A 25,807-nucleotide genomic window follows, 5' to 3' on the forward strand; every position below is an offset into this window, starting at 1 on the left:
AAGGCGTTTTTATTTATCTTTAATTAAATTAAAAAATGAAACGAAATCTTTTATATAGAATCTCTATAACACTCTTTTCTGCAGTTTTATTGCTCTCTTGTTCAAGTGATTTAGACTTTGACCAAATCGATGATTTTGTACTTGAACCTGTTTTTGTAGCAAATCTCGCTTACTTTGATGTCTCTGCTGACCAAATTGAAGATAATGGACAGGGACAGCAAATACCTCCAGATGTTGAAGATTTTGATATTTTTAAAAAGAAATTTTTAACAGATAATTTAGCAAAAGCCGAACTTAATTTCGAAATCGAAAATACGATAAACAGAGCTTTTGAAATTGAATTGCAGTTTATAGATGCCAATAATCAAGTATTAGAAACTATTGATTTAGCTGTTCCAACCTACACTGGAGGTTCCAATATCATAAAATATCCAACAGAAGTTTTTGAAGGAGAACGGTTGAATTTATTAAAAAAGACCATGAAAATTGGTTTTATAGTAACAACCGTAACAGGATCTGGATCGGGAGATATTACAGGTAATTTAAAATTCAAATCAGGTGCAACCGTTTATATGAAAATAAAATGAGACAAGCACTTTTAATTTTGATACTGATGCTGCAGCTTTTTTGTTATTCTCAAAATAAACAAGTGTTGTACAATTTCACTTCGATTCCGCAGTCATTACTTGTAAATCCCGGTGCCGATGTTTCCTATAAATACTATTTTGGCGTGCCGCTTCTGTCTGGAGTTTCGGCAAATATTGGTTCGAGCAGTTTTTCTGCCTATGATTTATTTGCAGATAATGGCGTAGATTTTAATGACAAAGTCCGAAATATTATCAATAAGTCATCTGCAAATGACAAAACGCAGATAAACCAACAGCTTGAAATTTTTTCCGGCGGATTTAGAGTAGGAGGCGAGGATAGTCAATCGTATATTTCATTTGGTGCTTATCAGGAATTTGATTTTTTAATGTATTTTCCAAAAGACCTCGCCATTTTAGGCGTAGACGGAAATCAAAATCATATTGGAAAATCATTCAATTTAGCCGATTTAAATTTACGTGCCGAAGTGCTTTCTGTTTTTCATGTCGGATTTCATAAAAAAATAAATAAAAAACTGGTTTTAGGCGGACGATTTAAAATTTATTCAAGCGGTGCCAATGCAACTTCAACTAAAAACTCAGGATATATTTATACTGGACAAGGAACGGGAACAAATTTGTATACTCAAATAATCGAATCAAATTTAGAGCTTAAAACTTCAGGCATAGGAAAATTTACAAAAGATGAATATGAAGGAAGTATTCCCAGTGATATTGCACACAATACTTTTCTCAACGGAAGTTTAGGTTTGGGGTTTGATGCCGGTGTCACTTATAATATTAAGGAAAATCTGCAGCTTACGGCCAGTATTCTTGATGTTGGTTTTATAAAACATACTAAAGATATTGAGACTTTAAGGTATAAAGGAACTTACAGATACGACGGAGTGAATCCAAATTTTGATGCTGTAAATGAACCGGAAAATATTTTTGATGAGTTTGATGCCGCCATTCCGCGGGATACATCTTATGCTAAATACACAACTTGGCGACCTGTAAAATTTAATTCTTCCATTCAATATTCATTTGGGGAATCAAGATACGACGGTGAGTGTAATTGTAAAGTTGAAAACGAGAGAAGATATTTAAATGCTGTTGGTGCGCAATTGTTTTTAATGACAATGCCTGAAACACCATACGTTGCTCTAACGGCTTTTTATCAACGCAGTATTTTTGAAAAACTTAATGCAAAAGTCACTTATACATTTGATCCGTATTCGAATAAAAATATTGGTTTAGGACTTTCCGGAACTCTCGGAAAATTTAATATTTACGCTTTATTCGATAATGTTTTAGAATATAAAGATGTTACAAAAGCGCATAGTCTTGCGTTTCAATTTGGTTTCAACTTCATTTTTCAGGATAAAAAATAAAATTCCAATTATTTAAATTCCAAATTCCAATTTCTGAGAATGTGAAACCTTTATTTCGCTGTTTTTAATTGGAATTTGGAATTTAAAAATTTGGAATTTAAATCGTAAGATGTTTCCTGTAAATATAAATTTATGAATAAGTTAGTATTTAAGTTAGCAATTTATTCACTATATTTGCACGCAATTCAACTAGAAATTGCACCATGATAGCACACAACTCCAAGATTATCGGCGAAGGTTTAACTTACGACGATGTATTATTAGTACCTAACTACTCGAATGTGCTTCCCCGTGAAGTGAGTATCAAATCAAAATTTTCAAGAAACATAACATTAAACGTTCCAATCGTATCTGCTGCTATGGATACAGTGACCGAAAGTGCAATGGCAATCGCTATGGCGCAAGAAGGCGGAATTGGAGTTTTACATAAAAACATGACAATCGAGCAGCAAGCTGCGAAAGTTAGAAAAGTAAAGCGTGCTGAAGCAGGAATGATTATCGATCCGGTAACATTACCAATGAATTCAACTATTGCAGACGCTAAAAACGCCATGAGAGAATTCGGAATTGGCGGTATTCCAATCGTTGACGAAAACAGAATCCTTAAAGGAATTGTTACGAATCGTGACTTACGTTTCGAAAAAAACGGAGCAAGACCAATCGTTGAGGTAATGACAAGTACAAACCTAGTTACTGTTGCCGAAGGAACTTCACTAGAACAAGCCGAAGTAGTTTTACAAGGCCATAAAATCGAAAAATTACCAGTTGTAAACGCTAAAAACGAATTAGTTGGTTTAATTACGTTTAGAGATATTACAAAACTGACTCAAAAACCAATCGCAAACAAAGATACTTTTGGTCGTTTGAGAGTTGCTGCTGCAATTGGCGTTACCGGAGATGCAGTTCTAAGAGCTGAAGCTTTAGTTGCTGCCGGAGTAGACGCAATTATTATCGATACAGCACACGGACATACTGAAGGTGTTGTAAATGTATTGAAAGAAGTTAAATCAAAATTTCCTCAAATAGATGTAGTGGTTGGAAACATTGCAACGCCGGAAGCTGCTAAATATTTAGTAGAAAATGGTGCCGACGGTGTAAAAGTAGGAATTGGTCCAGGTTCTATCTGTACTACACGTATCGTTGCAGGTGTTGGTTTTCCTCAATTTTCAGCAGTTTTAGAAGTTGCTGCTGCTATTAAAGGAACTGGAGTTCCGGTAATTGCTGATGGTGGAATTCGTTATACAGGAGATATTCCTAAAGCAATCGCTGCAGGTGCTGACTGTGTAATGTTAGGTTCATTATTAGCAGGAACAAAAGAATCTCCGGGTGAAACTATTATTTTTGAAGGAAGAAAATTCAAATCATACCGTGGAATGGGTTCTGTTGAAGCAATGCAAACAGGTTCAAAAGATCGTTATTTCCAAGATGTTGAAGATGACGTTAAAAAATTAGTTCCGGAAGGAATTGTTGGTCGTGTTCCTTACAAAGGTGAATTAAACGAAAGTATGCTTCAGTTTATTGGAGGTCTTCGTGCCGGAATGGGATACTGTGGTTCAAAAGATATTCCAACTTTACAGGAATCTGGACGTTTTGTTAGAATCACGTCAAGCGGAATCACTGAAAGCCACCCACATAACGTAACAATTACAAAAGAAGCTCCAAATTATTCTAGATAATTTTTAGTTTTTCAAATATTAAAAAAGGCATAAGAGTTTGATTCTTATGCCTTTTTTAGTTTATTTTTTGGAGATTTTAGCAAGTTGGCTGTAATCGCTCTTTGATTTTAAATCGATATTAAAGTCGGTATGCTTTAAGTTAAAATTTAATTCCATGTTTAAAGTATTTTCACTTACAAAATGATTAGGTATATCATAAACTAATTTTCCTGTTCCATTTCCTGAACCACTCGACTCAAAGCGAGTATCAGCAAGTTTCATTGTATATGTCTGGACAATATCAAAAAAAGCAGATTTAGGAGTAATATTTTTTAAACTATAAGTAGTTGTGATTACCATTTCGATATTAATACCGCCAATAGGAAGTGTAAGTGGGCTTTCCTGAGAAAAAGATTCACCTGCTTTTAATTTTTTCTCTGGCAGAGCTAATTGATTAAAAGTACTTTGAACCATTTGAAAAATAGTTTTTTTAAAATTTTCTTCCATTCCTGTGCCTACGATCGAATCCAATTTTGGCATGCTTGAAAGCGTGGCATTACCATATAAAAGTGTTCCACTTGGAATTACACTTTTTCCATCTTTATCAGAAGATTTTAGGTATTCTATGGTAATAGGAAAGCTTCCGTTTTTATCAATTTTACCAGTTTTAGAAACAGTTTCTACATTAAATGAACTCTTTATTTTGACAGGATTTTCCGTTCCGTTTTTCTTTAATATTTCCATTAATTTTTCGGATCCTGAATATGTCATTTCATAATCTGAAGAATTAGTTACTGTTTGATTGTAAATATTTTCAGGTGAGTAACCCGGTTTGAAGTCTAAAATTTGATTTGACTGGCAGTAATTCTGAAAAGTTGTAAAAATAAAAAGTAGTAAAAAAGATTTTTTCATGTGTGAAAATTAGGGAGATAATTGTTTTAGGTATTTTATAAAACGAAAATAGACAAATTATCATCAATGAAAATTTTATTTTATCTAAAATTTTACCTTTGGTTTAAAAACAAAAAAGCAGCTTATAGATAATTATAAGCTGCTTTTTTTTTAGGAAAAAAATATTTTATTAAAGAGCAGTAGTTTGTTGTTCCGCCTCTCTTAATTTTTGATTGTCTAAAATCTTCTGAATAAAAGGTTTTACCTCTTTCTCAATATCAGATTCAGATATATTTAAAGCTTTTGGATCTGAGGCTAATTGCAGCCACGGTTTTGGACCGTCAAAATTATAACTTCCAAAAACTACAACCGGAGTTCCTTTTACTTTTACATTTTCTTTGTCTTTCAAAATCCATTCATCGGCAAATTTGTAAAGATATTTAGCATCTTTTTCCAGTAATCTCAAGCAAGAATGTGATGCCGGATAACCTGGTAATTCATATTCGTGAAAACCAACTCCAAGTTTGTTTTCGATATTAAAATTCCATTTTAAATCCCATTCGTCATTAAAAGTACTCGTTGTTTTTTCTGCTTTCCAATTGGTAAAAAATAACCCGGTTGGTGTTGGATCTTTTTTTCTTCCCATATTTGTTGGTCCAGTATAAACAAGTTCACCGTTTTCGTAAGCGGCAAAAGTCTGAGTAGGATAGGAGAAAATAATGATTTTCGAAACTTCTTCTAAAGCCCCAACATGCAGTGGAAACGGTAAATAATAAACTAAATCTCCACTAAAATCTGCAGGAATAACTACTGAATCTAACTTTTTTAAATTCGCTTTATCAGTTCTGTTTACTGCATAAACAATATCCAGTTTACTGCTGTCAGCTTCATTTGTTTTCAGCCATTCTTTAGTATTGCTAAATTGATAAGAAACTGCTGATTCTGGTTTCTTATATTCAATTGTTTTTTTAGGTTTTTTATCAGTTGTATTATCTGTCAGCTTTACAGTGTCACTTTTTTTACAAGAAATCACTAAGGCTAACATTAATATAAGTAGTACGTTTGCTGTATAATATAACTTTTTCATAGGGTCGTATTTTTATAGAAATAAAATTATAACTATACCCGTCAATATGTCTTACACAATTCTTTAAATTCTTTGCTGGATTTTCATTTTACAGCTATAACATTTATTTCAAACATTTCGTTTAAGATAAGTTTAAAAAGTTCTAACAAATCATTTAAGATATTTAAATCTAGAATTTCGCCATCACTAAAATAAGATAATTCAAATTTGTCTTTTGGAAGCTTCTCTTCCCAAATCCCTTTTTGATCTGAGATTTGAATGTTTACATCTTTCTGATTACTGATACTATTTCTTATATCACTATTTTTTAATAATGTTTTTATCTTAAATTCATTATTACTTTTAATTGTAAAGGCTTTATCAAAATCAGCATAACCAATTTCTATGTCTTGCGCCCCAAAGAATTTTTCAATTTTACGAATAAACCCTTCTTTATAAATTTCGAATCTAAAATTATCCTGTAAAGTAATCGGAACAATTACTCTAGTCATTTCGGTGCTGTATTTTCCAGACCAAAGGGTATAATTATCAAAAACAATTTTCCAGTTTTCATATTCAATTTCAACGGAATCTGAATGCCAGGAATAACCTTCTTTAAAAATTCCATTAGTTTGGTTTGCAAATTCTTTCCAGATATTCATATTATTTCGATTCAATTAATTTCAACGTATATTCAAACTGTGTATCCTTATTTTGTAAAAAGTCTTCTAAAGTTTGTTTGACTTCATAACCCGGAATAATTCCTCTTCCAAAAATCTGATTGGCTTTTTTAGGAACATCCTGATCTAAATTTACAATCGAAAATTTTGTTTTAATCTTTGTGTTTGGTAATTCATATTCAATAGGAGTGTGGCCGTTATGTCCAAAATAACCGCCCATAGTTTCTTCACCAATAACAATTGCATTTGTATTTCCTGTCACCAAAGAAGCAAATAACGATCCTGCAGAAGCAATTCTCGGACTTATCAATAAGTAAATTTGTCCTTTAAAATTGTTTACATCAGGCTGTAATAAAAGATTAAATTTCTCGTCCTGATTGTATTTTCCGTTTTCTAATTTCGGAAACTCTTCTTTTAAATCAGCTTCAAAATCATTTTTTTCTTCAAGCTTTTTTTGCGGTTCGGTTTCATCGTAAACGAAATAATCTGCAAACGGAATTTCCTGAAAGCTAACATATGCAGAAGCATTTTCGCGATAGGACTTTTGTGTAAGATAAGAAAAAGTCAAAATATCATTTGGGTCGCTTCCGCCGCCATTGTTCCTTACATCTACAATCAAGTTATTTATTTGATTGTTTTTGCTTAAATATTGAAAACAGCTGTCCAGATATTTTTTATAAGCTAAATGTTCTTTCGCTTTTGCATTTTTACCAATTGAAAAGGTGTGAACAGAAAGTAAGGCCGTGTTTTTAGAAATAATCTTAAACGAATATTTGTTTTTTGCTTTATTAAACTGAAGACTATCTATAGGAAGTGAAAACCGATTTTTGAAATTTTCTTTTCGGGTATCATTAGATACGGCAGAAACTATTTTAGTGAGTTTTTTAGAGTTGTTAAGAAGCGAATATTCTACCAAAAAACTCTTTTGAGGTCCGTATTCCATTTCAAAATATTTTCCAAACGAACTTGTTAATCCAATATATTTTCCTGAAACATTGTAGCCATCAGTAGTGTAATATTTATAAAAGTCTTTTATTAGTTTATTGACTTTAATTTTGTTTACACTATAAATTTCTGAGCCTAACGGAATTTCTGAGTTTTGAAAATTGATGATTAACTTTCCTTCAATGAGTTTTACAGGATATGGAAAGAATACATTACCTGATGAAAATTTATTCTGAAATTCATCAGGAAGTGTAGTATCATTGTGTACGCTGCCTTCAAAATCAGTAATTTTTAAAATGATTTTGTAAAATTCGAGCAGAGTTGCAGGTTTGTCTATTTGTGAAAATGCCCAGGAATAAATACTGTCAATTTGCTGTTTTGTTCGATATTTATAAAGACCAGAATTGGCTTTTTCTCTAATATCTTTAAAAATAGTAAGATCTTGTTTTAATTTTTCGGCTGGCAGTTTCTCATTTTGTGCGATTATAAGAAAAGGTAAAAACAGAAAAAATAATATCTTGAATTTGGACATTTGAGTATTTTTAGAATTTAAAAATACTCAAAAAATCTAAATTAAATTTTTAATCTTCGCGTGCTGCAGCAATAAAATAGTTTTGGCATCTGTAATCTCTCCAGATTCAATCATGGCGTAAGCTTCATCAAAAGTATATTCCAGAACTTCAATATTTTCCTGTTCAGCATCAAGTCCGCCGCCAGAGCTTAATTTCATGTTTTCATCATATTCTCCCACAAATAAATATAGAATCTCTGTTACAGAACCTGGAGACATGTAGGTTTCAATAACTTTTTGAACTTTTTTTAAGCGATAACCTGTTTCTTCTTCCGTTTCTCGAATTATAGCTTGTTCGGCATTATCTTTATCTAAAAGTCCTGCGCAAACCTCGATCATCATTCCGGTTTTATTTCCGTTAAGAAAAGTTGGTAAACGAAATTGTCTGGTTAGAATAACCGTTTTTTTAGAACTATTGTATAATAATATTCCGGCACCATTTCCGCGATCATACACTTCACGAATATGCGATTCTACTTTTTCGTTTTCCTTTTTATAGTTAAAAGTAACTTTGTTTAATACATACCAATTATCAGATAATAATTTGGTTTCTGTAATTTCAATTTCTGGATTTTTTCTCATTTCGAAAATAGTTTCATAAAAAAAAACGCCCTGATTATCAGAGCGTTTAAATGTATTATTTTGTTATTGTTTGCTTTCTGTCTGGTCCAACCGATACAATTTTGATCGGCACTTCGATTTCTTTCTCAATAAACTCAATATATTCTTTTAGCTCGATTGGCAATGCATCATAAGTTGTCAATCCTGTTAAATCTGCTTTCCATCCTTTAAACTCTTTGTAAATCGGAGTAACATTTTCTGGTTCAATGTTATAAGGGAAGTGAGCAATGTTTTGACCTTTATAGTTGTATTCTGTACAAACTTTTAAAGTTTCAAAACCAGAAAGAACATCCCCTTTCATCATCATTAACTGCGTAACTCCATTTACCTGAACAGCATATTTTAAAGCCACAAGGTCTAACCATCCGCAGCGTCTTTGTCTTCCTGTTACAGATCCAAATTCGTTACCAACTCTTGCCATTGTTGCGCCAACTTCATCAAAAAGTTCAGTTGGGAAAGGTCCACTGCCCACACGAGTAACGTAAGCTTTGAAAATTCCGTAAACTTCTTTGATTTTGTTAGGAGCAATTCCTAAACCAGTACAAGCTCCGGCAGCAGTAGTATTTGATGAAGTTACAAAAGGATAAGTTCCAAAATCAACATCTAATAAAGAACCCTGAGCTCCTTCGCACAGAATAGATTTACCTGCTTTTTGAGCCTGGTGAATATATTCTTCACTATCAATAAAATCTAATTTTTTTAATTCTTCGATAGCTTCAAAAAACTCTTTTTCAAGTTCAGCTAAATTGTATTGAATCGCAACATCATAGAAAGCAATCATAGCTTCGTGCTTGTCAGCCAATGCTCTGTAACGTTCGTTGAAATCTTCTAATTCGATATCACCTACACGTAAACCGTTTCTACCTGTTTTGTCCATGTAAGTTGGGCCAATTCCTTTAAGTGTAGAACCAATTTTTGCTTTTCCTTTTGAAGCTTCTGAAGCTGCGTCAAGCAAACGGTGCGTTGGTAAAATTAAATGTGCTTTTCTTGAAATGATTAATTTCTTTTTGATATCAAGGTTAAATTTCTCTAAACCTTCAATTTCTTTTTGAAAAACTACAGGATCAATTACAACACCATTTCCGATAATATTTATTGAATCTTTATGGAAAATTCCAGAAGGAATAGTTCTAAGTACGTGCTTAATTCCGTCAAATTCTAATGTATGTCCTGCATTTGGTCCTCCTTGAAAACGTGCAATAATATCATAATTTGAGGTAAGAACGTCAACAATCTTTCCTTTACCTTCATCTCCCCATTGTAATCCTAGTAATAAATCTACCGTCATTCTGTTTTTAATTTGCGTTAGGACAATTAAAAGCTGTCCTACTGATTATGTAGTTAATTTTCTTTTTTTTAATTTTTTGAAAAAGTCTTTATTTTAAGACTGTGAACTCTGTTTTTTGTTTCCGTAGAAATAAAGTGAGTGATTTGTGATTTCAATATCAAATATCTCTTCGATAGTTTTTTTGATGGTTTGAATTCTTGGATCGCAAAATTCGATTACCTCACCAGAATCTGTCATAATGATATGATCATGCTGTTTATCAAAATATGATTTTTCGTAGTAAGCCTGATTTTGTCCAAATTGATGTTTTCTAACCAAAGCGCAGTCTAACAATAACTCGATCGTGTTGTAAAGCGTAGCCCTGCTCACACGGTAGTTTTTGTTTTTCATTTTGATGTATAGGTTTTCTATGTCAAAATGTTCCTCGCTATCGTAAATTTCCTGAAGTATAGCATAACGCTCAGGAGTTTTGCGATGCCCTTTTTGTTCAAGATACATTGTAAAAACATTTTTTACAATTTCTTGATTCTTAGTGTTGTCAGTTGAAATAAGTGTCATATCCTGCAAAGATAATTTTTTATTTTTAATGAATAAAAGTTTCGGGTTTAAAGTTTAACGTTTAAACTGGAATTTGATAACAGAAAATGTACCAAATTCAGGCTTTTGCGCTATTATATTTTACAAAGTTCAACACGACTTAATTAACATAATTATTTTAATTTAGGAGAAAAATAACAGATTTTCAGCTCGTTTTTGACATATACATGTACCAGTTCCATTCCCATGTTTTTCCCTGATCATCAGACATAGCCTGACTCCACACCGGATTATTTTCGTCACGGGCATCCCATCTAAATACCTGAATTACATTTTTACCTTCATAAATATCTTTAGAGAAAAAATGTCCAATTTTATTTTCAAAAGAGCCTGCAACGGGTTTATCTAATGTTCCCGAATTTGAATCGGCCCAGTAAATGCTCCACAATTTTGTCTTCGGATTAAATAATCTAACGGTCATTCCTTCAAAAGGTTCTCCGTCAAAAGTGGCAAGAAAATTATCAATATTGCCAATTCCGTTTAAAATCTTGTACATTTCCTGAGTTGATGGAAATTCAATCCACTCTGTACAATTGGCAAATCTTGTTTTTAATTTTTTGTTATGAATAACTGATTTTCCCTGAAAGAAATCGAAATCATCTTTTGAGGAAGATTGAGAAGCAACAATTAAAAGTTCTCCATTTTTATCAAAAACAACTTCTGGAATTTCTAGGGTTTCATTACTCATAACTCAATTTGTAAAATATTTTAAAAGCTAGGTTCTATATTCTCTGGTAACTTTATCAACGCCGTCAATTTTCTTAATGGCATTGATCATTTTTTTCAAAATGGTATTGTTTTGAACAATTACAGCAATTTGACCGTGAAAAATTCCGGCATCAGTACTCAAAGAAATACTTTGAATATTAACGCTCATATTATTCGAAATTACACGCGTTAATTGATTTGTAAGTCCTAAAACGTCCATTCCCGTAATGTTGATAATGGCTTTAAATTCTTCTTGTGAAGAATCGATCCATTTGGCACTCATGATTCTGTAGGCGTAATTAGACTGCATTCCAATGGCGTTTGGACAATCTTTTTTATGCACTTTAATTCCTTCGTTTATCGTTACAAAACCAAAAACATCGTCACCCGGAATTGGGTTACAGCATTGCGAAAGTTTATAATCCAGTTTATCATGTTCTGTTCCAAAAACCAGCATGTCATAGTTACTGCTAATGACTGGTTTGTGAATATCTTCGGCAGCGGTGTTGTCTTTATTTCTTTTAATTTTATTTTTAAAGAAATTGATAAACGTATTTCCTTTTTGTGCGGCGTAATCTTTTAACTGCTGATTTTCGATAGCGCCAATTCCAACACGATAAAATAAATCTAAACTGGTTTTTAATTTAAAAAAGTTAACTAACTCGTTTGTAACTTGTTCGTTAAGCGTAATTTTTAAATGTTTAAGTTTTCGGGTAAGTAATTCTTTTCCTTCCTCGCCAATTTTTTTCGTGTTCTCGTTAAGAACGTTTTTGATTTTATTTTTTGCTCTTGAAGTCGTTACATATTCCAGCCAGTTTACCGTAGGTTTTTGGTTTGCCGATGTTATAACTTCAACCTGATCACCGCTTTTTAATTCGTGGTTTAAAGGCACAAGACGTCCGTTTACGCGGGTTCCTCTTGTTTTAATTCCAATTTCAGAGTGAATACTAAAAGCAAAATCCAGCGAAGTTGCGCCTTTTGGCAATGATTTTATTTCTCCTTTTGGGGTAAATATGAAAATTTCTTTTGAATATAAATTCATTTTAAAATCTTCTACAAAATCTACCGCATTTGTTTCCGGATTTTCTAAAGCTTCGCGAAGTAAATTCAGCCAGACATCTAAACCGCTTTCTTCACTTGCGCCATTTTTATATTTGTAATGTGCTGCATAACCTTTTTCGGCAATTTCATCCATACGTTCGCTTCGAACCTGAACTTCAACCCAGCGTCCTTTTGGCCCCATAACAGTAATGTGAAGTGCTTCATATCCAGTAGATTTTGGAGATGAAATCCAGTCACGTAAACGGCTAGGGCTCGGTCTGTAATGATCGGTTACGATAGAATATATTTTCCAGGCGATGAATTTTTCATCGTGCGGATCTGATTTATAAACGATTCTAAGCGCAAATTTATCGTACACTTCGTCAAAACTCACGTTTTGCGCGCGCATTTTACGGCGAATCGAATAAATAGATTTCGGACGGCCTTTTATAATATAATCTATATTTTCAGCATCAAGAGATTTCTTTAAAACATCAGAGATATCTTTGATGTAAGCATCTTGTTCTTCCTTAGTTTCTCTAATTTTGCTTACAATATCTTCGTATACAGCAGGTTCTGTGTATTTTAATCCCAAATCTTCTAATTTGGTTTTGATATTATAAAGCCCTAAACGATGGGCGAGAGGAGCGTAGATATAAAGCGTTTCAGACGCAATTTTTGTCTGTTTATATTCTGCCATCGAATCCATAGTCTGCATATTGTGAAGACGATCGGCTAATTTTATCAAAATTACACGCACGTCATCATTCAAGGTCAGGATCATTTTGCGGAAATTCTCCGCCTGCATGGATGCATTTAAGTCTTTTTGAACTAATGAAATCTTAGTTAAACCTTCAACAAGCTGCGCTACTTTTGGGTTAAATAAACGCTCAATATCTTCAACAGTTATGGGAGTATCTTCGACAACATCGTGTAATAAAGCCGCGGCAATAGAGGTCGCTCCCAGACCAATTTCTGAGGCAACAATTTTCGCAACTGCAATAGGATGAAAGATATACGCTTCGCCAGATTTGCGTCTTTGTTCTTTGTGAGCATCAACAGCAACATCAAAAGCTTTACGAATTAATTTTTTGTCGGCAGGTGTTAAAGTCTGGTAACTAATTCGCAGTAATTCCTTGTACTCGTGCGTAATTGCTTTGTTTTCTTTTTCAATATCTATTTCTATCATAACGGCATAGTTCAAGTACTAAAAATAAGAATAACTTAGAACATACGCAAGGGAATGGATTGTTGATTTTAGAGTTAAGATTTTAGATTTTTTGAATAAAAAAAGGGCTTCGACTTCGCTCAGCCTGACAGAAAATAAATTCCAATTTTTTAAATTCCAAATCCCAATAAAAAAGAGCAAAGCGATTTTTTATAAATCTAAAATCTAAAATCTAAAATCTAAAATCTAAAATCTAAAATCTAAAATCTAAAATCCTCTTTGTCTTTTAGCTTCAAAAATTAAAATAGCTGCAGCTACAGAAACGTTCATGCTGTCGATTTCGCCCTGCATTGGGATAATAATGTTTTGAGTTGCTTCGTCACGCCATTTTTGCGTTAAGCCTGTCGCTTCTGTACCAACAACCAAAGCGGTTGGAGTAGTGAAGTTTTGGGTATGATAGGAAGTTGAATTTTGTAAAGTTGCCGAGTAAAAACTGATCTTTTTTTCTTTTAAAAAAGCAATAATTTCTTCGGTTGTTCCGGTTGCGATTTGGTTGGTAAATAAACAGCCAACACTGGAACGCACAATATTAGGGTTGTATAAATCGCTTTTTGGGTCTGCAATTAAAACAGCATCAAGATTTGCAGCATCCGCGGTACGTAAAACGGCGCCGACATTTCCGGGTTTTTCCAGAGATTCAGCGACTAAAATTAATGGATTATCAGATAATTTTAAATCAGATAATTTTAAGGATTTGGTTTTGGCTACAGCCAAAATACCTTCGGTTGTATCGCGATAAGCTAGTTTTTGATAAACTTCTTTGTTGATTTCGATTAGTTGTACCGATGAAGAAACTAATTTATTGATTTGGTTTTCGGTCACTAAATCGGGTAAAAATAAAACCGTTTCAATTTCGTAACCGCCTTTTATGGCTAATGAAATTTCACGTTGTCCTTCAATTAAAAATTTTCCGGTTTGTTTTCTGGCTTTTGCTTTTTCCTGTAATAAAGCAAGCGATTTTATAAACGGATTTTGAACTGAAGTTATTTGTTTCATTTTTTTTGAGTCTCAAAGTTGCAAAGGCTCAAAGGTACAGAGTTTTTTTCTTCCTGCAAGGTTTTGAATATTTATAGTTTTTGCCATGAATTACACGAATTTTCACGAATTATAATTGAGTTCAATCAAAATAAATTAGTGAAAATTCGTGTAATTTGTGGCAAAAAAAACTATTTATCAAAAAGTTCTTTAACTTCAGTTTCAACAGGATGATCTGTGGTGAAATTGTATCCCATGATTTTGGCAAAAGTCTGGGCGAATTGTTTTTGGTACAATTGCGAATCTGTTTTGATTTCACCTTTTGGGGCAATTTCAGGTCCCATTGCGGCGAACCAAATTTGTGATGCACCTGCAACATCAGCTCCGTGATCTGTCCATTGTGATTTTATTTTGTCGCCGCGGCCGTGATCAACGGTTATAAATATAGTCGTTTTGTTTTTGTATTGTGGATCATTTTGTACAAAATCCCAGATTTCTTTAATCCATTTATCTACCTGATTTACTGCGTCAAGATACGATCTGTAATGACCATGATGCGCCCATTCGTCGGTTTCGCCGTAAGAGATATATAATACTTTTGGTTTCTTGGTTTTAAGTTCGTCCATTGCCTCATAATGCGTAAAAACATCAAGACATTCATCTTCGTGAAAAGGCTTAAACGAATTATTTCGCATTTCGTTTAGTAGTTTTTGAGAGGCTGTAGGTTTATTTCCGCCTACATTATCAAAAGCAGAAATTACAGGAAAACCACTTCTTTCCTCATTTAAAATTCGGTCAAAAGCATCCCACGCACCAAAAGCTGCTACTTTCGCTTTTAATTTAGATTGTTTATTCAGGAATTCCAGAACATTTACGTTTGGATTGGGTTTGTAACCGTTAGAATTTATCTGAACATCAACATTTCCAGTCATGATTTCGCTATATCCAGGATAACTAAACCAATACGGATTTGAAACATCGACTTTACTTCCAAGATCGCGATTTCCATAAATTTGCCCTTTCGAAGCAATTTCTGTCCAGAAAAAAGGCATGATTTTTTGACGTGATCCTGAAAAATCTGAAGCAGAATATTTTTTATAAATATAAGTACTGTCTCCCTGATTGAATTTTTTATCATTGGCAATCGCCGAATCTAATCCTTTAAAAACTTCCTGCCATCTAAAACCGTCAGTAGTTATAATGATAATGTTTTCTGTTTTTTGTGCAGAACAAAATAGGCTGGTTAAAATGAATACAATTAGGATTGCTTTTTTCATTTTTTAATGATTTAGAAGTTATTTGATATCCAAAACTAATCAATAATTCAAATCAACTTAATTCATATTTTTAAATATAACCATTAATTAACAGAGCACAAAAACTACAAAATCCCTCTAGCCTTAATCTCCAAATACTTATTAATAGCATCTAAAGTCAAATTTTCAGGCTGTGTTAAAACCGAATGGATTCCGTATTTCTTCAATTCGTTTGCGATAAGACGTTTTTCAAACATGAATTTTTCGGCAATTACTTTATCGTAAACTTCCTGAATAGTATCTGTTTTTTTATTGATAATAGCGTTTAGTTCCGTATTCTGAAAAAAGACAACAACCAGTAAATGACTTTTCGCAATTCCTTTTAAATAGGGAAGTTGGCGGTGTAAACCGTCCATAGTTTCAAAGTTTGTGTAAAGAATAATTAAACTTCTTTGGTTGATGTTTTTCTTGATGTCAACATACAATCGACTGTAATCGCTTTCAAAAAAGTCGGTTTTGATATTGTATAAGGTTTCAAGGATTTTTTGCATCTGCGAACCTCTTCTTTCTGCAAAAACTCTGTTTTCTACTTTTTTAGAAAAGGCAAAAATTCCGGCTTTATCTTGTTTTTTCAGAATTACATTTGATAAAACTAACGTTGAATTTATTGCATAATCCAGTAAACTTAAACCGTCAAAAGGCATTTGCATAACGCGTCCTTTATCAATTGCCAAATAAACAGACTGTGATTTTTCGTCCTGAAACTGATTCACCATCAACGCATTTTTCTTGGCTGTGGCTTTCCAGTTTAAAGTTCTAAGATCATCACCCTGAACATATTCTTTGATTTGTTCAAATTCCATGGTATGACCAATTCGGCGGATTTTCTTGATTCCGTATTGATACAAATTATTCGAAAATGCTATTAAATCGTATTTTCTTAATTGAATATAAGACGGATAAGTCGGCACCATTTGATCTTTTGCAAAAGAAAACCTTCTTGAAATTAATCGTAATGGCGAAGAAACGTAAACATTTAAATAACCAAAATGGTATTCGCCGCGTTCTGTTGGACGAAGATCATATCCAATTTCTTTTTCTTCAGACGCTTTTACTCTTTTTGCAATTTTAAAATTACGAACCTGAAATTGAAACGGAATTTCATCAATTATCCTAACCAAAATTGGAAACGTATAGTGATTTCTGATTTTGATGTTTATTGGGTTTAAATCTCCGTTTGAAAGCTTTTCGGGTGTAATTCTCTCGGCTTCAATTCCTGTTTTGGCCAGATATAATATTAAAATATCCAAACCTAAAAAAGTGATCAAAACCAAAACAATAAACCAAACTGCGTTGTACAAATTCGGAAAAATAAAAGCGCAGACAAATAATGCTATAATGCCCAAAAGCACATAGAAGAAGAAATTATTGAGATATAGACTTTTTATAAACTTCACTGTTTTTTATAGTTTCAGGTTTTAAGTTTCAAGTTCTCCTGCAAGGTTTTCAAAACCTTGTAGGTGTTTTTGACTTAGAATAAATAATATAATTAATACCTACGAGGTTTTGAAAACCTCGCAGGAACAGAGAACTATCTAGGAATCTCTACGGTTTCAATAATTTGTTTGATAATTTCAGAACTTGTAATTCCTTCCATTTCACGTTCCGGAGCAACAATAACACGGTGTTGTAAAACTGGAATTGCAGCTTCTTTAATATCTTCCGGAGTAACGAAATCGCGTCCGCGAATAGCAGCGAAACCTTTTGAAGCGTTCAAAATTGCGATTGAAGCACGAGGCGAAGCTCCTAAGTATAAAAACGCATTTTCACGTGTGTTTACTACGATTCTTGCGATATATTCCAATAGATTTTGTTCTACTCTAATTTGTTTAACTAAAGCCTGATACTGGTTTATTTCTGCAGAAGAAAGAAGTGTTTGGATAGCTTCTAATTTTCCGTGATCCTGCAATAAATGCTCTCTCTGAATGATGAGGATTTCTTCGTTTAATTTTGGATAATCGATCGTGATTTTGAACAAGAAACGGTCTAATTGTGCTTCTGGTAAACGGTAAGTTCCTTCCTGCTCAATTGGGTTTTGCGTTGCAATTACTAAAAAAGGAGTTTCTAATTTATATCCGGAACCGTCAATTGTAATTTGGCGTTCTTCCATAACTTCAAAAAGAGCGGCCTGAGTTTTTGCCGGCGCACGGTTGATCTCGTCAATTAAAATTAAATTAGAGAAGATTGGCCCTTTTTTGAATTCAAATTCAGAACTTTTTAAATTGAAAATAGAAGTTCCTAAAATATCAGATGGCATTAAATCCGGTGTAAACTGAATTCGGCTAAAGCCAATGTTTAATGTTTTTGCCAATAATTTTGCTGTAATTGTTTTAGCAACTCCGGGAACACCTTCTAATAAAACGTGACCATTTGATAAAATAGCAACCAAAAGCTGGTCAACCATTTTATGCTGTCCCACAATTACGGTTTCAATTTCTTTTTTAATCGCATTTACGTGATCTAAAAGCGGTGCTAAATTTATTCTGGTTTCAAAATTCACATTTTCATTTGTGATTTCTGTTTCTGGTGTATTAATATCGTCCATGTTTGGTGTGTTTTTTTAGTTCGTTTATTTTGTTTTTTTGCAACAGATTAAAAGGATTAAAAATGATTTTAGAAAATGTATTGTAATCTTAACTCTGCTGTAAGTATTTTATTTAATGTATAATTTTTTCGATTGCATTATTAATTCGGATTAAATCCTGTTCAATGCTGTCATGATAACTATTTCGGTGTTCGTTAATTAAAAATACGAGTTCCTGAATATCTTTTTCGTCTTTACCTGTTTTATGATGCAGTTTTTTAACAAACTCATCATCCAGTTTTGTGGTATCGATTAAATATTCAGTTCTGATTCTTTCTAAGAAATAAATGATTTTTTTATCAATTATATTCTTGTGATCGCCTTCCTGATAGTACAAATTACCAATTGTTTTGGTAAAATCAATTGTCAAATTTGATAATGGCTGCAAAATAGGAACAATTCTCTGTTTTCTTTTGGCATTAAATATCATAAAAATCAACATGCCAATCAGGAATAAATAAAAAGCCCATGCTAAGGCCGGCTGACTATATATATATCGAAGGGGCGACCCGGAAATATTTTCATCTGTCTGCAATTTTGTGTACCAAAAAACGTCTCCTTTTGGAATATAAGAAAGCACATTTTCGGCATATTGATAGCGATCTTTTTTGAGCAGATTATAATTTGTAAAAGCAACAGGATGCATGTGCAGAAAGAAATTTCCGTTTTTATAAGGAATTTGTATAAAATTGATGTTTTTCTTCTTTTTTGGATTTCCCTGATAACCTAAAACAATGGTGTTTAAAGTGTCAATCTTAGAAAAATAATCTGCAATATCGCCTGTTGATTTGTATGCTTTTCGACTCAGTTTTTTATTTGCCATCCAGACTAATGAACTATCTGTGGGACGGAAATTTGAAGTATATTCAAACTTCAAACTATCCAATAAAGGTTTTGGGAAATTTGCCATACTTAAAAAGGCATTGTTTCCGTGTGAAACGAAATACATAATCTCTTTCATTGACTGATCGTCAATATTATTCTGTACAGAAATATTAACAAAAGTTCCTTTTACAGAATAAGTCTCCACTAATGAATCTTCATCGTATTTTGAATCTAAAAATTCATAAGGCGTTACAGTTGAAATTCTTTGGATTTTTTGTTTTTTTAAAATACCGCCAATTTCTTTATCAAAAACATATAACCCAAAAGGGATTTTGTCATTGACAGAATAAGTTGGACGCCAGTCGATAGGTTTTGGTTTGTCATAATCTGAAACCAGAATTAAGATAAAAATAAAAACCAGAACAGAAATGTATATTTTTATATTCTTATTCATTAACTAAAGGTTTTTATTGCATTCTTAAATCTACTCTGTGCCTTGTTGAAAGTGGTTTCATCAATTTCAAATTCGCCATACCAAATGTAATTGTACAGATATGACAAGTATGTAAATTCTTCTCTATGAGCAGGTCTTTGAAGCTCATATAAATAATCTGAATTTGTTTTTTCGATATCCCATTCGATATAATTATTCTGGGCCATTATTTTTAAAAGCCAAAGATAATAGTATCGAATTGCCGCACGTTTTTCGCCAGATTCTAGACTTTCTTTGATTAGTTTTTCGAAATCTAAAAGGTGAATGTTTTTCTCGATATCAGAGTAATAAACGGTTCTTTTGTTAGAATTTTTGCCAAAAATCCATTGTCCTTCTTTATTGATAATTGCTTTAACGATTAAATAAATCATCAAAATAACTCCTAACGTCAAAATAACCCTGATCAATATACCTACAAAGTTTAAAGAAGCTTCGGTTGTGCTAAACGAAAACAGACTTCTAAAAATACTGGCAAGCCAGTCTTTAAAACGATCCCAAAGACCTTTTTCGGGAGCTTTATGTTCGTAAACAAAATCTGGATCGGTATATTTTTTCTGATAATTTTTTGAAAAAGTCCTGCTTTCAATTGAATCTGAATCAATTTGAATATCTTTTTCAGTGTATTTTATCGAAGCAATTTTTGGAGGATCTTCCGTCACCAAAGAATCCTGCGCATTCGAAACACTGCAGAAAAGGAAAAAAGATAAAATAAATAAAATTTTATTCATTACTGGTTTAATTAATTCGTTTTGGCTGATAATTTATGCACTTTTTTGTAGACAATAGTAGGGTAAACCAAATAATAAAATGAAATTATTCCTAAAGTAAATAATATTATAAAACTGCTTAACCAGTTAGGCATATCAATAGAATATCTTGTAATAAATCCTTCAAGAAAACCTGCGCCAATGGTAAAAGGGAAAGTGCTTAAAAATATTTTAAAGCTGTTTTTAAAACCAATTTTAAAAGAATTTATTCTTGAATAGGTTTTAGGGAACAGGATAGAGGCACCCAAAATAAATCCGGCAGCAGTTTCAATTACAATACCAAAAATTTCCATTGCTCCATGAATCCAGATACCGCGTACACTTTTCCAGAAAACATTTTGCTCGTAAAAGAAATATTGAAATGAGCCAAGCATAATACCATTGTTCATTGCTACAAAAAAGGTTCCAATTCCTGCAAAAATTCCATACATATAGCATTTTGCACCAACATAAAGATTGTTCATAGTAATACCTACAAAGCTTCCCCAGTTAGATCCAGAGCCGTAAACCGCCATTGGGTTTCCTTTCTTGATATTTTCTAAAGTCATATTGACATAATCGTCGCCTAATATCAACCGAACAAAATTTGGATCATAGCGTGCAGAAACTACTCCCATTGCAACGGTGGCAAAAAAGAGTACAAAAGCGTATAAAAGATATCTTTTGTATTCAAAAAGCAAAAGCGGGACTTCTATTTTAAAAAACTCTACAATTCTGTTTTTCTCCGTTCGCTTCGTTTTATAAATCTTTTGATAAATCTGTGAAGCTAAATGATTTAAATAGATAACTGTCTTACTTTTAGGGTAATAAGTTTGAGCATAGGAAAGATCATTCATTAATTGAATGTACAAATTAGCTAATTCGTCAGGATTTTTCTTAGCTTTACCGAAAATAGCTAGCTCAAATTCCAGCCATTTTTCTTTATTTTGTTTTATAAAGGCAACTTCTCTCATTGAGGGCTAAAATATAAAATATGTCAGAATTATCTATTAACACAACACAAAATGTCAAAATAAATTTTGTTGCTGCCTCTGTAGGCGAGCGATTAGGTGCTTATTTCATTGACGCAGGCATTAAAATTTCCTATATATTCTTTATTATTTGGGTGTTTTTTTACTGGATGGACATCGATAAGCTCATGACAAATTTAGATTCATGGTCCAGAGGAGCTATATTTTTGGTGTTGTTTTTTCCACTGATTATTTACTCGTTAACTTTAGAAAGTATTTTTGAAGGACAATCCTTTGGGAAAAAACTAGTAAAAATAAAAGTCGTAAAAATAGATGGTTATCAGGCAAGTTTTGGCGATTACCTAATTCGTTGGTTTTTTAGAATTATTGATTTTAGTTTATTCAACGGAATCATTGGTTTAATTGCTGTGGCTTCAAGTAAAAAATCACAGCGATTAGGAGATATGGCAGCCGGAACAGCTGTAATTACTTTAAAGAATAAAATTAATATCAGCCATACCATTCTGGAAGATATTGGTGAGGCTTATGTGCCGACTTATCCTTTGGTAATTAAATTATCTGATAATGATATGCGAATTATTAAGGAAACGTATCAAAGTGCTCTGGCTAAAAATGATCACGAAATTATCTATAAACTGGTTGCAAAAATTGAAGGTGTAACCGGAATCAAAAATCAATCAGGAAACAATAACGATTTTATCAGGGTAATTTTAAAAGATTACAATTTCTATACGCAGCATATGTAATGAATTGAATAAGAGTTAATTCATCGTTTTTCTTAGTGTTAATTATCCGTTTAAATTTTATAAATTTATCAGACGTGGAAAATCTGATTATAAATTAAATTCTAAATGATATGATGATTAAAAAATTAACTGCCGTATTACTGCTGTTTTTTGTATCTGTTTTTTGTTTTGCTCAAGGCGGAAAAAAATTGGATAAAATTATTAAAAGAGATTATCAGATTATTGAAGGTACAATTAGCAAAATATCTGATAAAACGGTTGAATATTCTTTACCCGGAGAAACGCTGGTCATTTCTCTCGATGTTTCGCAAATTGCCAGAATCGATTTTGCAAGCGGCCGTTCGCAGACTTTTGATGTAAGTCAGGGAAATAATGCATCTTCAAATTCGGCAGTTATAGCTGCTGCAGAGGTAAAACCCAATACAATTGCAGTACTTCCGGTTCCGTATTTAAATTCAGATACACAGGAAAGCTCAGAAGACATGGCAAAATTTGCCCAGAATGATCTTTATAATAAACTGATTGATAAATCGTCAAATATTTTTCCGCTGACGGTTCAGGATTTAAGAACGACAAACAGTTTACTGCACAAAGCTGGAATTGATCACAACAATATTGATGAAACACCAATTGAAGATCTTGAAAAAATTCTTGGAGTCGATAATATTGTAGCGGCAAAAGTTTCCTATACCATGAATTCTGGAACAACTGCCACAACTTACAGCAGCGGAGACGCAAAAGTAAGCGACAATAATAAGAAGGTAAAAACCAGCGATGTTTCGACAACAACGGCGAGCACACAGGTTTACTATTATTACACGGTTTATTTTGACATGTATAAAAATGCTTCAAAAATATATTCGCAGACTCGTAAACCGTTTTTGGCAATAAAAGACAGCTGGATGGATTCGATTACCTATTTATTGAAAAGAAGCCCTATTTATACAAAAAAATAACAAATTGAGGAGCTGCAATTAATTTAATCTTTGTATCTCTGCACCTTTAAATTTTTGCACCTTAAAGCATGTTTCACTTACTAGATATTATTGGCACAATGGCATTTGCAATGTCCGGAGCATTAACAGCAATGCATAAAAGACTCGATCCGTTTGGGGTTTTTATCATTGCTTTTGTCACCGCTGTAGGCGGCGGAACGCTTCGTGATGTTTTAATTGGAAGAACTCCAGTGGGCTGGATGATGAATCTTCAATATGTTTATGTTATTATTTTAGGTTTTTTTCTGGCTATCATCTTCAGAAAAAAGTTTGATAAACTTAGAACTTCGCTGTTTTTGTTTGATACCATTGGTCTGGGAGTTTTTACTTTAATTGGCCTTGAGAGAGGAATTTTAACGGGTCTTCATCCAGTAATTTGTGTGGCATTAGGAACTATGACAGCTTGTTTTGGCGGTGTAATTCGGGATATTTTGTGTACCGAAATTCCAACAATTTTTAGAAGAGAAATCTATGCAACAATCTGTATTTTTGGCGGTATCGTATTCTTTGGACTTAAGAAATTAAATTTAGAAGATGATGTTTTGTACCTTGTGACTTCTGTTGTAATAATTTCAGTTCGTTTATTAGCGGTAAAATACAAATGGTATCTTCCGGCTTTTGAACATAAATAAAGATTTTTTTGTTTGCCACGAATTACACTAATTTTCACTAATTAATTGGTTGAATGTAGTAATTACGCATTACAAATTTTATAATCATCAATGGAAAAATTCGTGCAAATTCGTGAAATTCGTGGCAAAAGAACACACACCAAAAAATGAATAAATACACCGTAAAAAAATACGATCAAAACGATTACAAATTGTGGAATGACTTTATTGTTCAGGCCAAAAATGCAACGTTTTTATTTCATCGTGATTTTATGGAATATCACAAGGATCGTTTTGAAGATTTTTCCCTTTTAATTTTTGAAGAAGAAAAGCTAAAAGCCATTCTGCCAGCCAATAAAAAAGAAAACTCCATTTATTCACATCAGGGACTTACTTATGGAGGATTGGTTTTTTCGTCTAAATTAAATGCCGAAAAAACAGAGTCAATTCTGGATTCGGTTTTATTATTTTTGAAAGAAAACGCGATTGTAACTTTTTATTACAAACCCATTCCCGTTTTTTATTTTCCGGAAGGAAATCAGGAACTTGACTTTTTTTTATTTAAAAGAGGAGCAGTTTTAGAACGAAAAGAAATGAATTTGGCAGCCAATTTAAATTCACCTCTAAAAATTTCAAAAAGTAAATTAAAACATTTTAGAAGAATTGAAAATCTAGATTTGGATATTATTGAAGAAGAAGATTTTAAATCGTTTTGGAATCAAGTTTTAGAACCGAGATTATTAGAAAAGTTTAATGAAAAACCCGTTCATTCAAAAGAAGAAATAGCACTTTTAAAAGAACGGTTTCCCAAAAACATCAAACAATTTTCAGTTTATCAAAATGATGAAATTATTGCCGGAATAACCATTTTTGAAACCCAAAATGTAGTAAAATCACAATATGGCGCCACTTCTAAAAAAGGAGAAGAAACACGGGCGTTAGATTTTTTATTCATTAATTTGATCCACCGATACAAACGAAAAGGAAAACATTTTTTTGATATGGGAATTGTAAATGAACAAAATGAATCCGGTTATCATTCTGGTCTTTTAAAGCAGAAAGAAGAATTAGGCTGTGCAGTTTACAATCAGGATTTTTATAAATTGGATATAAAATGATACCGTTTCTAGATCTAAAAAAAATTAATGAACCTTATGAAACCGCTTTTCAGGAGAAACTGAAATTGGTTTTAGACAATGGCTGGTACATTTTAGGAAAAGAAACTGAAAACTTCGAAAAAGCTTTCGCCGAATATTGCCAAACCAAATATTGCATTGGAGTAGGCAATGGTTTCGATGCTTTGGTTTTGATTTTTAAAGGCTATATTGAACTCGGAAAACTCAAAAAAGGTGATGAAGTTATTGTTCCTGCTAATACTTATATTGCGAGTATTTTGGCTATTTTACAAGCAGATTTAATTCCGATTCTAGTTGAACCGAGATTAGAAACCTACAACATCAATCCAGATCTAATTCCCGAAAAAATCACTTCAAAAACAAAAGCCATTTTAGCCGTTCATCTTTACGGACAATTAGCCGAAATGGATAAAATAAACGAAATTGCAGAAGAACATAATCTTATTGTTGTAGAAGATGCAGCACAATCACACGGAGTTTCAAAATTCCAAAATTCTAAAACCCAAATTCCAAATTATAAAGATGTCACTCTGAGCGAAGTCGAAGAGCATTTAGGAGCGTCAGCATACAGCTTTTATCCAGGAAAAAACTTAGGTTGTCTTGGCGACGGCGGCGCAATTACAACCAACGATCCTGAATTAGCAAAAGTGCTGTTTTCGCTTCGAAATTATGGTTCCGAAAAAAAATATTATAATCAATATATCGGCTTAAATTCAAGATTAGACGAATTGCAAGCTGCATTTTTAAACGAAAAACTACCCAATTTAGATGCTGATAATGAAAAGCGAAGAACAGTTGCAAAACGTTATTTAGCAGAAATTAAAAATGATAAAATTAAATTGCCGTTTTGGGATTCTTCGAATAATCATGTTTTTCATTTATTTGTTATAAGAACTAAAAACAGAGAGCATTTACAGCAATATTTGACCGAAAATAATATTCAAACCGTAATTCATTATCCGGTTCCGCCGCATAAACAAAACGCATTTAAAGACTGGAACAACTTATCATTTCCTATTACAGAAAAGATTCACAATGAAGTTTTGAGTCTGCCAATGAGTCCCGTTTTGACAGAAACGGAAGTAAATTATATTATCGAAATTCTAAATCAGTATTAAT

The 25,807-nt window shown here is 32.7% G+C and carries 24 protein-coding genes; 8 read left to right on the forward strand and 16 right to left on the reverse strand.

Features of this window, described 5'->3' with window-relative positions; translation table 11 throughout:
- Positions 1–35: 35 nt before the first annotated feature.
- The 3 genes from NLJ00_RS11985 to guaB all read left to right on the forward strand — a co-directional run bounded on the left by NLJ00_RS11985 (position 36) and on the right by guaB (position 3,654).
- Positions 36–587 carry a hypothetical protein gene (locus tag NLJ00_RS11985; protein WP_256637349.1) on the forward strand — a complete coding sequence of 184 codons (552 nt, stop codon included), beginning with the start codon at positions 36–38 and terminating at the stop codon, positions 585–587.
- Positions 584–1,978: a DUF5723 family protein gene (locus tag NLJ00_RS11990; protein WP_256637350.1), complete on the forward strand. Its 1,395-nt coding sequence runs from the start codon at positions 584–586 to the stop codon at positions 1,976–1,978. Before NLJ00_RS11985 ends, NLJ00_RS11990 begins: the two co-directional genes overlap by 4 nt.
- A 203-nt stretch (positions 1,979–2,181) precedes the next feature.
- The gene (guaB, locus tag NLJ00_RS11995) at positions 2,182–3,654 is read left to right on the forward strand and encodes an IMP dehydrogenase (RefSeq protein ID WP_256637351.1); all 1,473 of its coding nucleotides are present in this window, start codon (positions 2,182–2,184) and stop codon (positions 3,652–3,654) included.
- A 60-nt stretch (positions 3,655–3,714) separates the two neighbouring features.
- Here guaB and NLJ00_RS12000 read toward each other — a convergent pair whose 3' ends face one another.
- From NLJ00_RS12000 to NLJ00_RS12075, 16 genes are all read right to left on the reverse strand, one after another.
- A complete protein-coding gene (locus NLJ00_RS12000; RefSeq protein WP_256637352.1) occupies positions 3,715–4,545 on the reverse strand; it encodes a hypothetical protein in 831 nt (276 codons plus the stop codon).
- A gap of 169 nt (positions 4,546–4,714) precedes the next feature.
- Complete coding sequence (locus NLJ00_RS12005) at positions 4,715–5,611, reverse strand: L,D-transpeptidase (RefSeq protein WP_256637353.1); 897 nt, start codon at positions 5,609–5,611, stop codon at positions 4,715–4,717.
- 83 nt (positions 5,612–5,694) lie between these two features.
- The gene (locus tag NLJ00_RS12010; protein WP_256637354.1) at positions 5,695–6,252 is read right to left on the reverse strand and encodes a hypothetical protein; all 558 of its coding nucleotides are present in this window, start codon (positions 6,250–6,252) and stop codon (positions 5,695–5,697) included.
- Position 6,253: 1 nt separating this feature from the next.
- Positions 6,254–7,747, reverse strand: a complete 1,494-nt coding sequence (locus NLJ00_RS12015; RefSeq protein ID WP_256637355.1) for a S41 family peptidase — start codon at positions 7,745–7,747, stop codon at positions 6,254–6,256.
- 36 nt (positions 7,748–7,783) lie between these two features.
- Positions 7,784–8,368: an NUDIX domain-containing protein gene (locus NLJ00_RS12020; RefSeq protein WP_256637357.1), complete on the reverse strand. Its 585-nt coding sequence runs from the start codon at positions 8,366–8,368 to the stop codon at positions 7,784–7,786.
- Between the two features lie 55 nt (positions 8,369–8,423).
- Complete coding sequence (locus NLJ00_RS12025; protein WP_056204000.1) at positions 8,424–9,695, reverse strand: adenylosuccinate synthase; 1,272 nt, start codon at positions 9,693–9,695, stop codon at positions 8,424–8,426.
- 93 nt (positions 9,696–9,788) lie between these two features.
- Positions 9,789–10,253, reverse strand: coding sequence for a Fur family transcriptional regulator (locus NLJ00_RS12030; RefSeq protein WP_053471018.1), 465 nt, complete (start codon positions 10,251–10,253; stop codon positions 9,789–9,791).
- Positions 10,254–10,437: 184 nt separating this feature from the next.
- Positions 10,438–10,980, reverse strand: coding sequence for a hypothetical protein (locus tag NLJ00_RS12035; RefSeq protein WP_256637358.1), 543 nt, complete (start codon positions 10,978–10,980; stop codon positions 10,438–10,440).
- Between the two features lie 27 nt (positions 10,981–11,007).
- Positions 11,008–13,230, reverse strand: a complete 2,223-nt coding sequence (locus tag NLJ00_RS12040) for a RelA/SpoT family protein (protein WP_053471017.1) — start codon at positions 13,228–13,230, stop codon at positions 11,008–11,010.
- A gap of 246 nt (positions 13,231–13,476) precedes the next feature.
- On the reverse strand, positions 13,477–14,265 hold the full coding sequence (locus tag NLJ00_RS12045; protein ID WP_256637359.1) for a TrmH family RNA methyltransferase: 789 nt from the start codon (positions 14,263–14,265) through the stop codon (positions 13,477–13,479).
- A gap of 170 nt (positions 14,266–14,435) precedes the next feature.
- On the reverse strand, positions 14,436–15,521 hold the full coding sequence (locus tag NLJ00_RS12050) for an alkaline phosphatase family protein (RefSeq protein ID WP_256637360.1): 1,086 nt from the start codon (positions 15,519–15,521) through the stop codon (positions 14,436–14,438).
- A 104-nt stretch (positions 15,522–15,625) separates the two neighbouring features.
- Positions 15,626–16,957, reverse strand: coding sequence for a DUF58 domain-containing protein (locus NLJ00_RS12055; protein WP_256637361.1), 1,332 nt, complete (start codon positions 16,955–16,957; stop codon positions 15,626–15,628).
- Between the two features lie 134 nt (positions 16,958–17,091).
- Positions 17,092–18,105 carry an AAA family ATPase gene (locus tag NLJ00_RS12060; protein ID WP_073482939.1) on the reverse strand — a complete coding sequence of 338 codons (1,014 nt, stop codon included), beginning with the start codon at positions 18,103–18,105 and terminating at the stop codon, positions 17,092–17,094.
- Between the two features lie 112 nt (positions 18,106–18,217).
- On the reverse strand, positions 18,218–19,423 hold the full coding sequence (locus NLJ00_RS12065) for a DUF4350 domain-containing protein (protein WP_256637362.1): 1,206 nt from the start codon (positions 19,421–19,423) through the stop codon (positions 18,218–18,220).
- On the reverse strand, positions 19,423–20,190 hold the full coding sequence (locus NLJ00_RS12070) for a DUF4129 domain-containing protein (protein WP_256637363.1): 768 nt from the start codon (positions 20,188–20,190) through the stop codon (positions 19,423–19,425). Before NLJ00_RS12070 ends, NLJ00_RS12065 begins: the two co-directional genes overlap by 1 nt.
- An 11-nt stretch (positions 20,191–20,201) precedes the next feature.
- Entirely contained in the window at positions 20,202–21,182 is a 981-nt protein-coding gene (locus tag NLJ00_RS12075; protein WP_256637364.1) for a stage II sporulation protein M, read from the reverse strand.
- Between the two features lie 20 nt (positions 21,183–21,202).
- On the opposite strand from NLJ00_RS12075, the gene NLJ00_RS12080 reads away from it, so the two are divergent.
- From NLJ00_RS12080 to NLJ00_RS12100, 5 genes are all read left to right on the forward strand, one after another.
- Positions 21,203–21,946, forward strand: coding sequence for an RDD family protein (locus NLJ00_RS12080; protein WP_180861613.1), 744 nt, complete (start codon positions 21,203–21,205; stop codon positions 21,944–21,946).
- Between the two features lie 110 nt (positions 21,947–22,056).
- The gene (locus NLJ00_RS12085; RefSeq protein WP_256637365.1) at positions 22,057–22,902 is read left to right on the forward strand and encodes a hypothetical protein; all 846 of its coding nucleotides are present in this window, start codon (positions 22,057–22,059) and stop codon (positions 22,900–22,902) included.
- 68 nt (positions 22,903–22,970) lie between these two features.
- The gene (locus tag NLJ00_RS12090) at positions 22,971–23,573 is read left to right on the forward strand and encodes a trimeric intracellular cation channel family protein (protein ID WP_053471006.1); all 603 of its coding nucleotides are present in this window, start codon (positions 22,971–22,973) and stop codon (positions 23,571–23,573) included.
- A gap of 146 nt (positions 23,574–23,719) precedes the next feature.
- Positions 23,720–24,670, forward strand: coding sequence for a FemAB family protein (locus NLJ00_RS12095; RefSeq protein WP_180861607.1), 951 nt, complete (start codon positions 23,720–23,722; stop codon positions 24,668–24,670).
- Positions 24,667–25,806, forward strand: coding sequence for a DegT/DnrJ/EryC1/StrS family aminotransferase (locus NLJ00_RS12100; RefSeq protein ID WP_256637366.1), 1,140 nt, complete (start codon positions 24,667–24,669; stop codon positions 25,804–25,806). The genes NLJ00_RS12095 and NLJ00_RS12100 overlap by 4 nt, the downstream gene beginning before the upstream one ends.
- Position 25,807 lies beyond the last annotated feature (1 nt).

Source organism: Flavobacterium panici (assembly GCF_024499525.1).
In the GTDB taxonomy this organism is placed as follows: Bacteria; Bacteroidota; Bacteroidia; order Flavobacteriales; family Flavobacteriaceae; genus Flavobacterium; species Flavobacterium panici.

What these genes read in the sequence shown, in the direction of transcription:
- NLJ00_RS11985 (WP_256637349.1), top strand. Translation starts at nt 36, where the DNA reads ATGAAACGAAATCTTTTATATAGAATCTCTATAACACTCTTTTCTGCA.
- NLJ00_RS11990 (WP_256637350.1), top strand. Translation starts at nt 584, where the DNA reads ATGAGACAAGCACTTTTAATTTTGATACTGATGCTGCAGCTTTTTTGT.
- guaB (WP_256637351.1), top strand. Translation starts at nt 2,182, where the DNA reads ATGATAGCACACAACTCCAAGATTATCGGCGAAGGTTTAACTTACGAC.
- NLJ00_RS12000 (WP_256637352.1), bottom strand. Translation starts at nt 4,545, where the DNA reads ATGAAAAAATCTTTTTTACTACTTTTTATTTTTACAACTTTTCAGAAT.
- NLJ00_RS12005 (WP_256637353.1), bottom strand. Translation starts at nt 5,611, where the DNA reads ATGAAAAAGTTATATTATACAGCAAACGTACTACTTATATTAATGTTA.
- NLJ00_RS12010 (WP_256637354.1), bottom strand. Translation starts at nt 6,252, where the DNA reads ATGAATATCTGGAAAGAATTTGCAAACCAAACTAATGGAATTTTTAAA.
- NLJ00_RS12015 (WP_256637355.1), bottom strand. Translation starts at nt 7,747, where the DNA reads ATGTCCAAATTCAAGATATTATTTTTTCTGTTTTTACCTTTTCTTATA.
- NLJ00_RS12020 (WP_256637357.1), bottom strand. Translation starts at nt 8,368, where the DNA reads ATGAGAAAAAATCCAGAAATTGAAATTACAGAAACCAAATTATTATCT.
- NLJ00_RS12025 (WP_056204000.1), bottom strand. Translation starts at nt 9,695, where the DNA reads ATGACGGTAGATTTATTACTAGGATTACAATGGGGAGATGAAGGTAAA.
- NLJ00_RS12030 (WP_053471018.1), bottom strand. Translation starts at nt 10,253, where the DNA reads ATGACACTTATTTCAACTGACAACACTAAGAATCAAGAAATTGTAAAA.
- NLJ00_RS12035 (WP_256637358.1), bottom strand. Translation starts at nt 10,980, where the DNA reads ATGAGTAATGAAACCCTAGAAATTCCAGAAGTTGTTTTTGATAAAAAT.
- NLJ00_RS12040 (WP_053471017.1), bottom strand. Translation starts at nt 13,230, where the DNA reads ATGATAGAAATAGATATTGAAAAAGAAAACAAAGCAATTACGCACGAG.
- NLJ00_RS12045 (WP_256637359.1), bottom strand. Translation starts at nt 14,265, where the DNA reads ATGAAACAAATAACTTCAGTTCAAAATCCGTTTATAAAATCGCTTGCT.
- NLJ00_RS12050 (WP_256637360.1), bottom strand. Translation starts at nt 15,521, where the DNA reads ATGAAAAAAGCAATCCTAATTGTATTCATTTTAACCAGCCTATTTTGT.
- NLJ00_RS12060 (WP_073482939.1), bottom strand. Translation starts at nt 18,105, where the DNA reads ATGGACGATATTAATACACCAGAAACAGAAATCACAAATGAAAATGTG.
- NLJ00_RS12065 (WP_256637362.1), bottom strand. Translation starts at nt 19,423, where the DNA reads ATGAATAAGAATATAAAAATATACATTTCTGTTCTGGTTTTTATTTTT.
- NLJ00_RS12070 (WP_256637363.1), bottom strand. Translation starts at nt 20,190, where the DNA reads ATGAATAAAATTTTATTTATTTTATCTTTTTTCCTTTTCTGCAGTGTT.
- NLJ00_RS12075 (WP_256637364.1), bottom strand. Translation starts at nt 21,182, where the DNA reads ATGAGAGAAGTTGCCTTTATAAAACAAAATAAAGAAAAATGGCTGGAA.
- NLJ00_RS12080 (WP_180861613.1), top strand. Translation starts at nt 21,203, where the DNA reads ATGTCAGAATTATCTATTAACACAACACAAAATGTCAAAATAAATTTT.
- NLJ00_RS12085 (WP_256637365.1), top strand. Translation starts at nt 22,057, where the DNA reads ATGATGATTAAAAAATTAACTGCCGTATTACTGCTGTTTTTTGTATCT.
- NLJ00_RS12090 (WP_053471006.1), top strand. Translation starts at nt 22,971, where the DNA reads ATGTTTCACTTACTAGATATTATTGGCACAATGGCATTTGCAATGTCC.
- NLJ00_RS12095 (WP_180861607.1), top strand. Translation starts at nt 23,720, where the DNA reads ATGAATAAATACACCGTAAAAAAATACGATCAAAACGATTACAAATTG.
- NLJ00_RS12100 (WP_256637366.1), top strand. Translation starts at nt 24,667, where the DNA reads ATGATACCGTTTCTAGATCTAAAAAAAATTAATGAACCTTATGAAACC.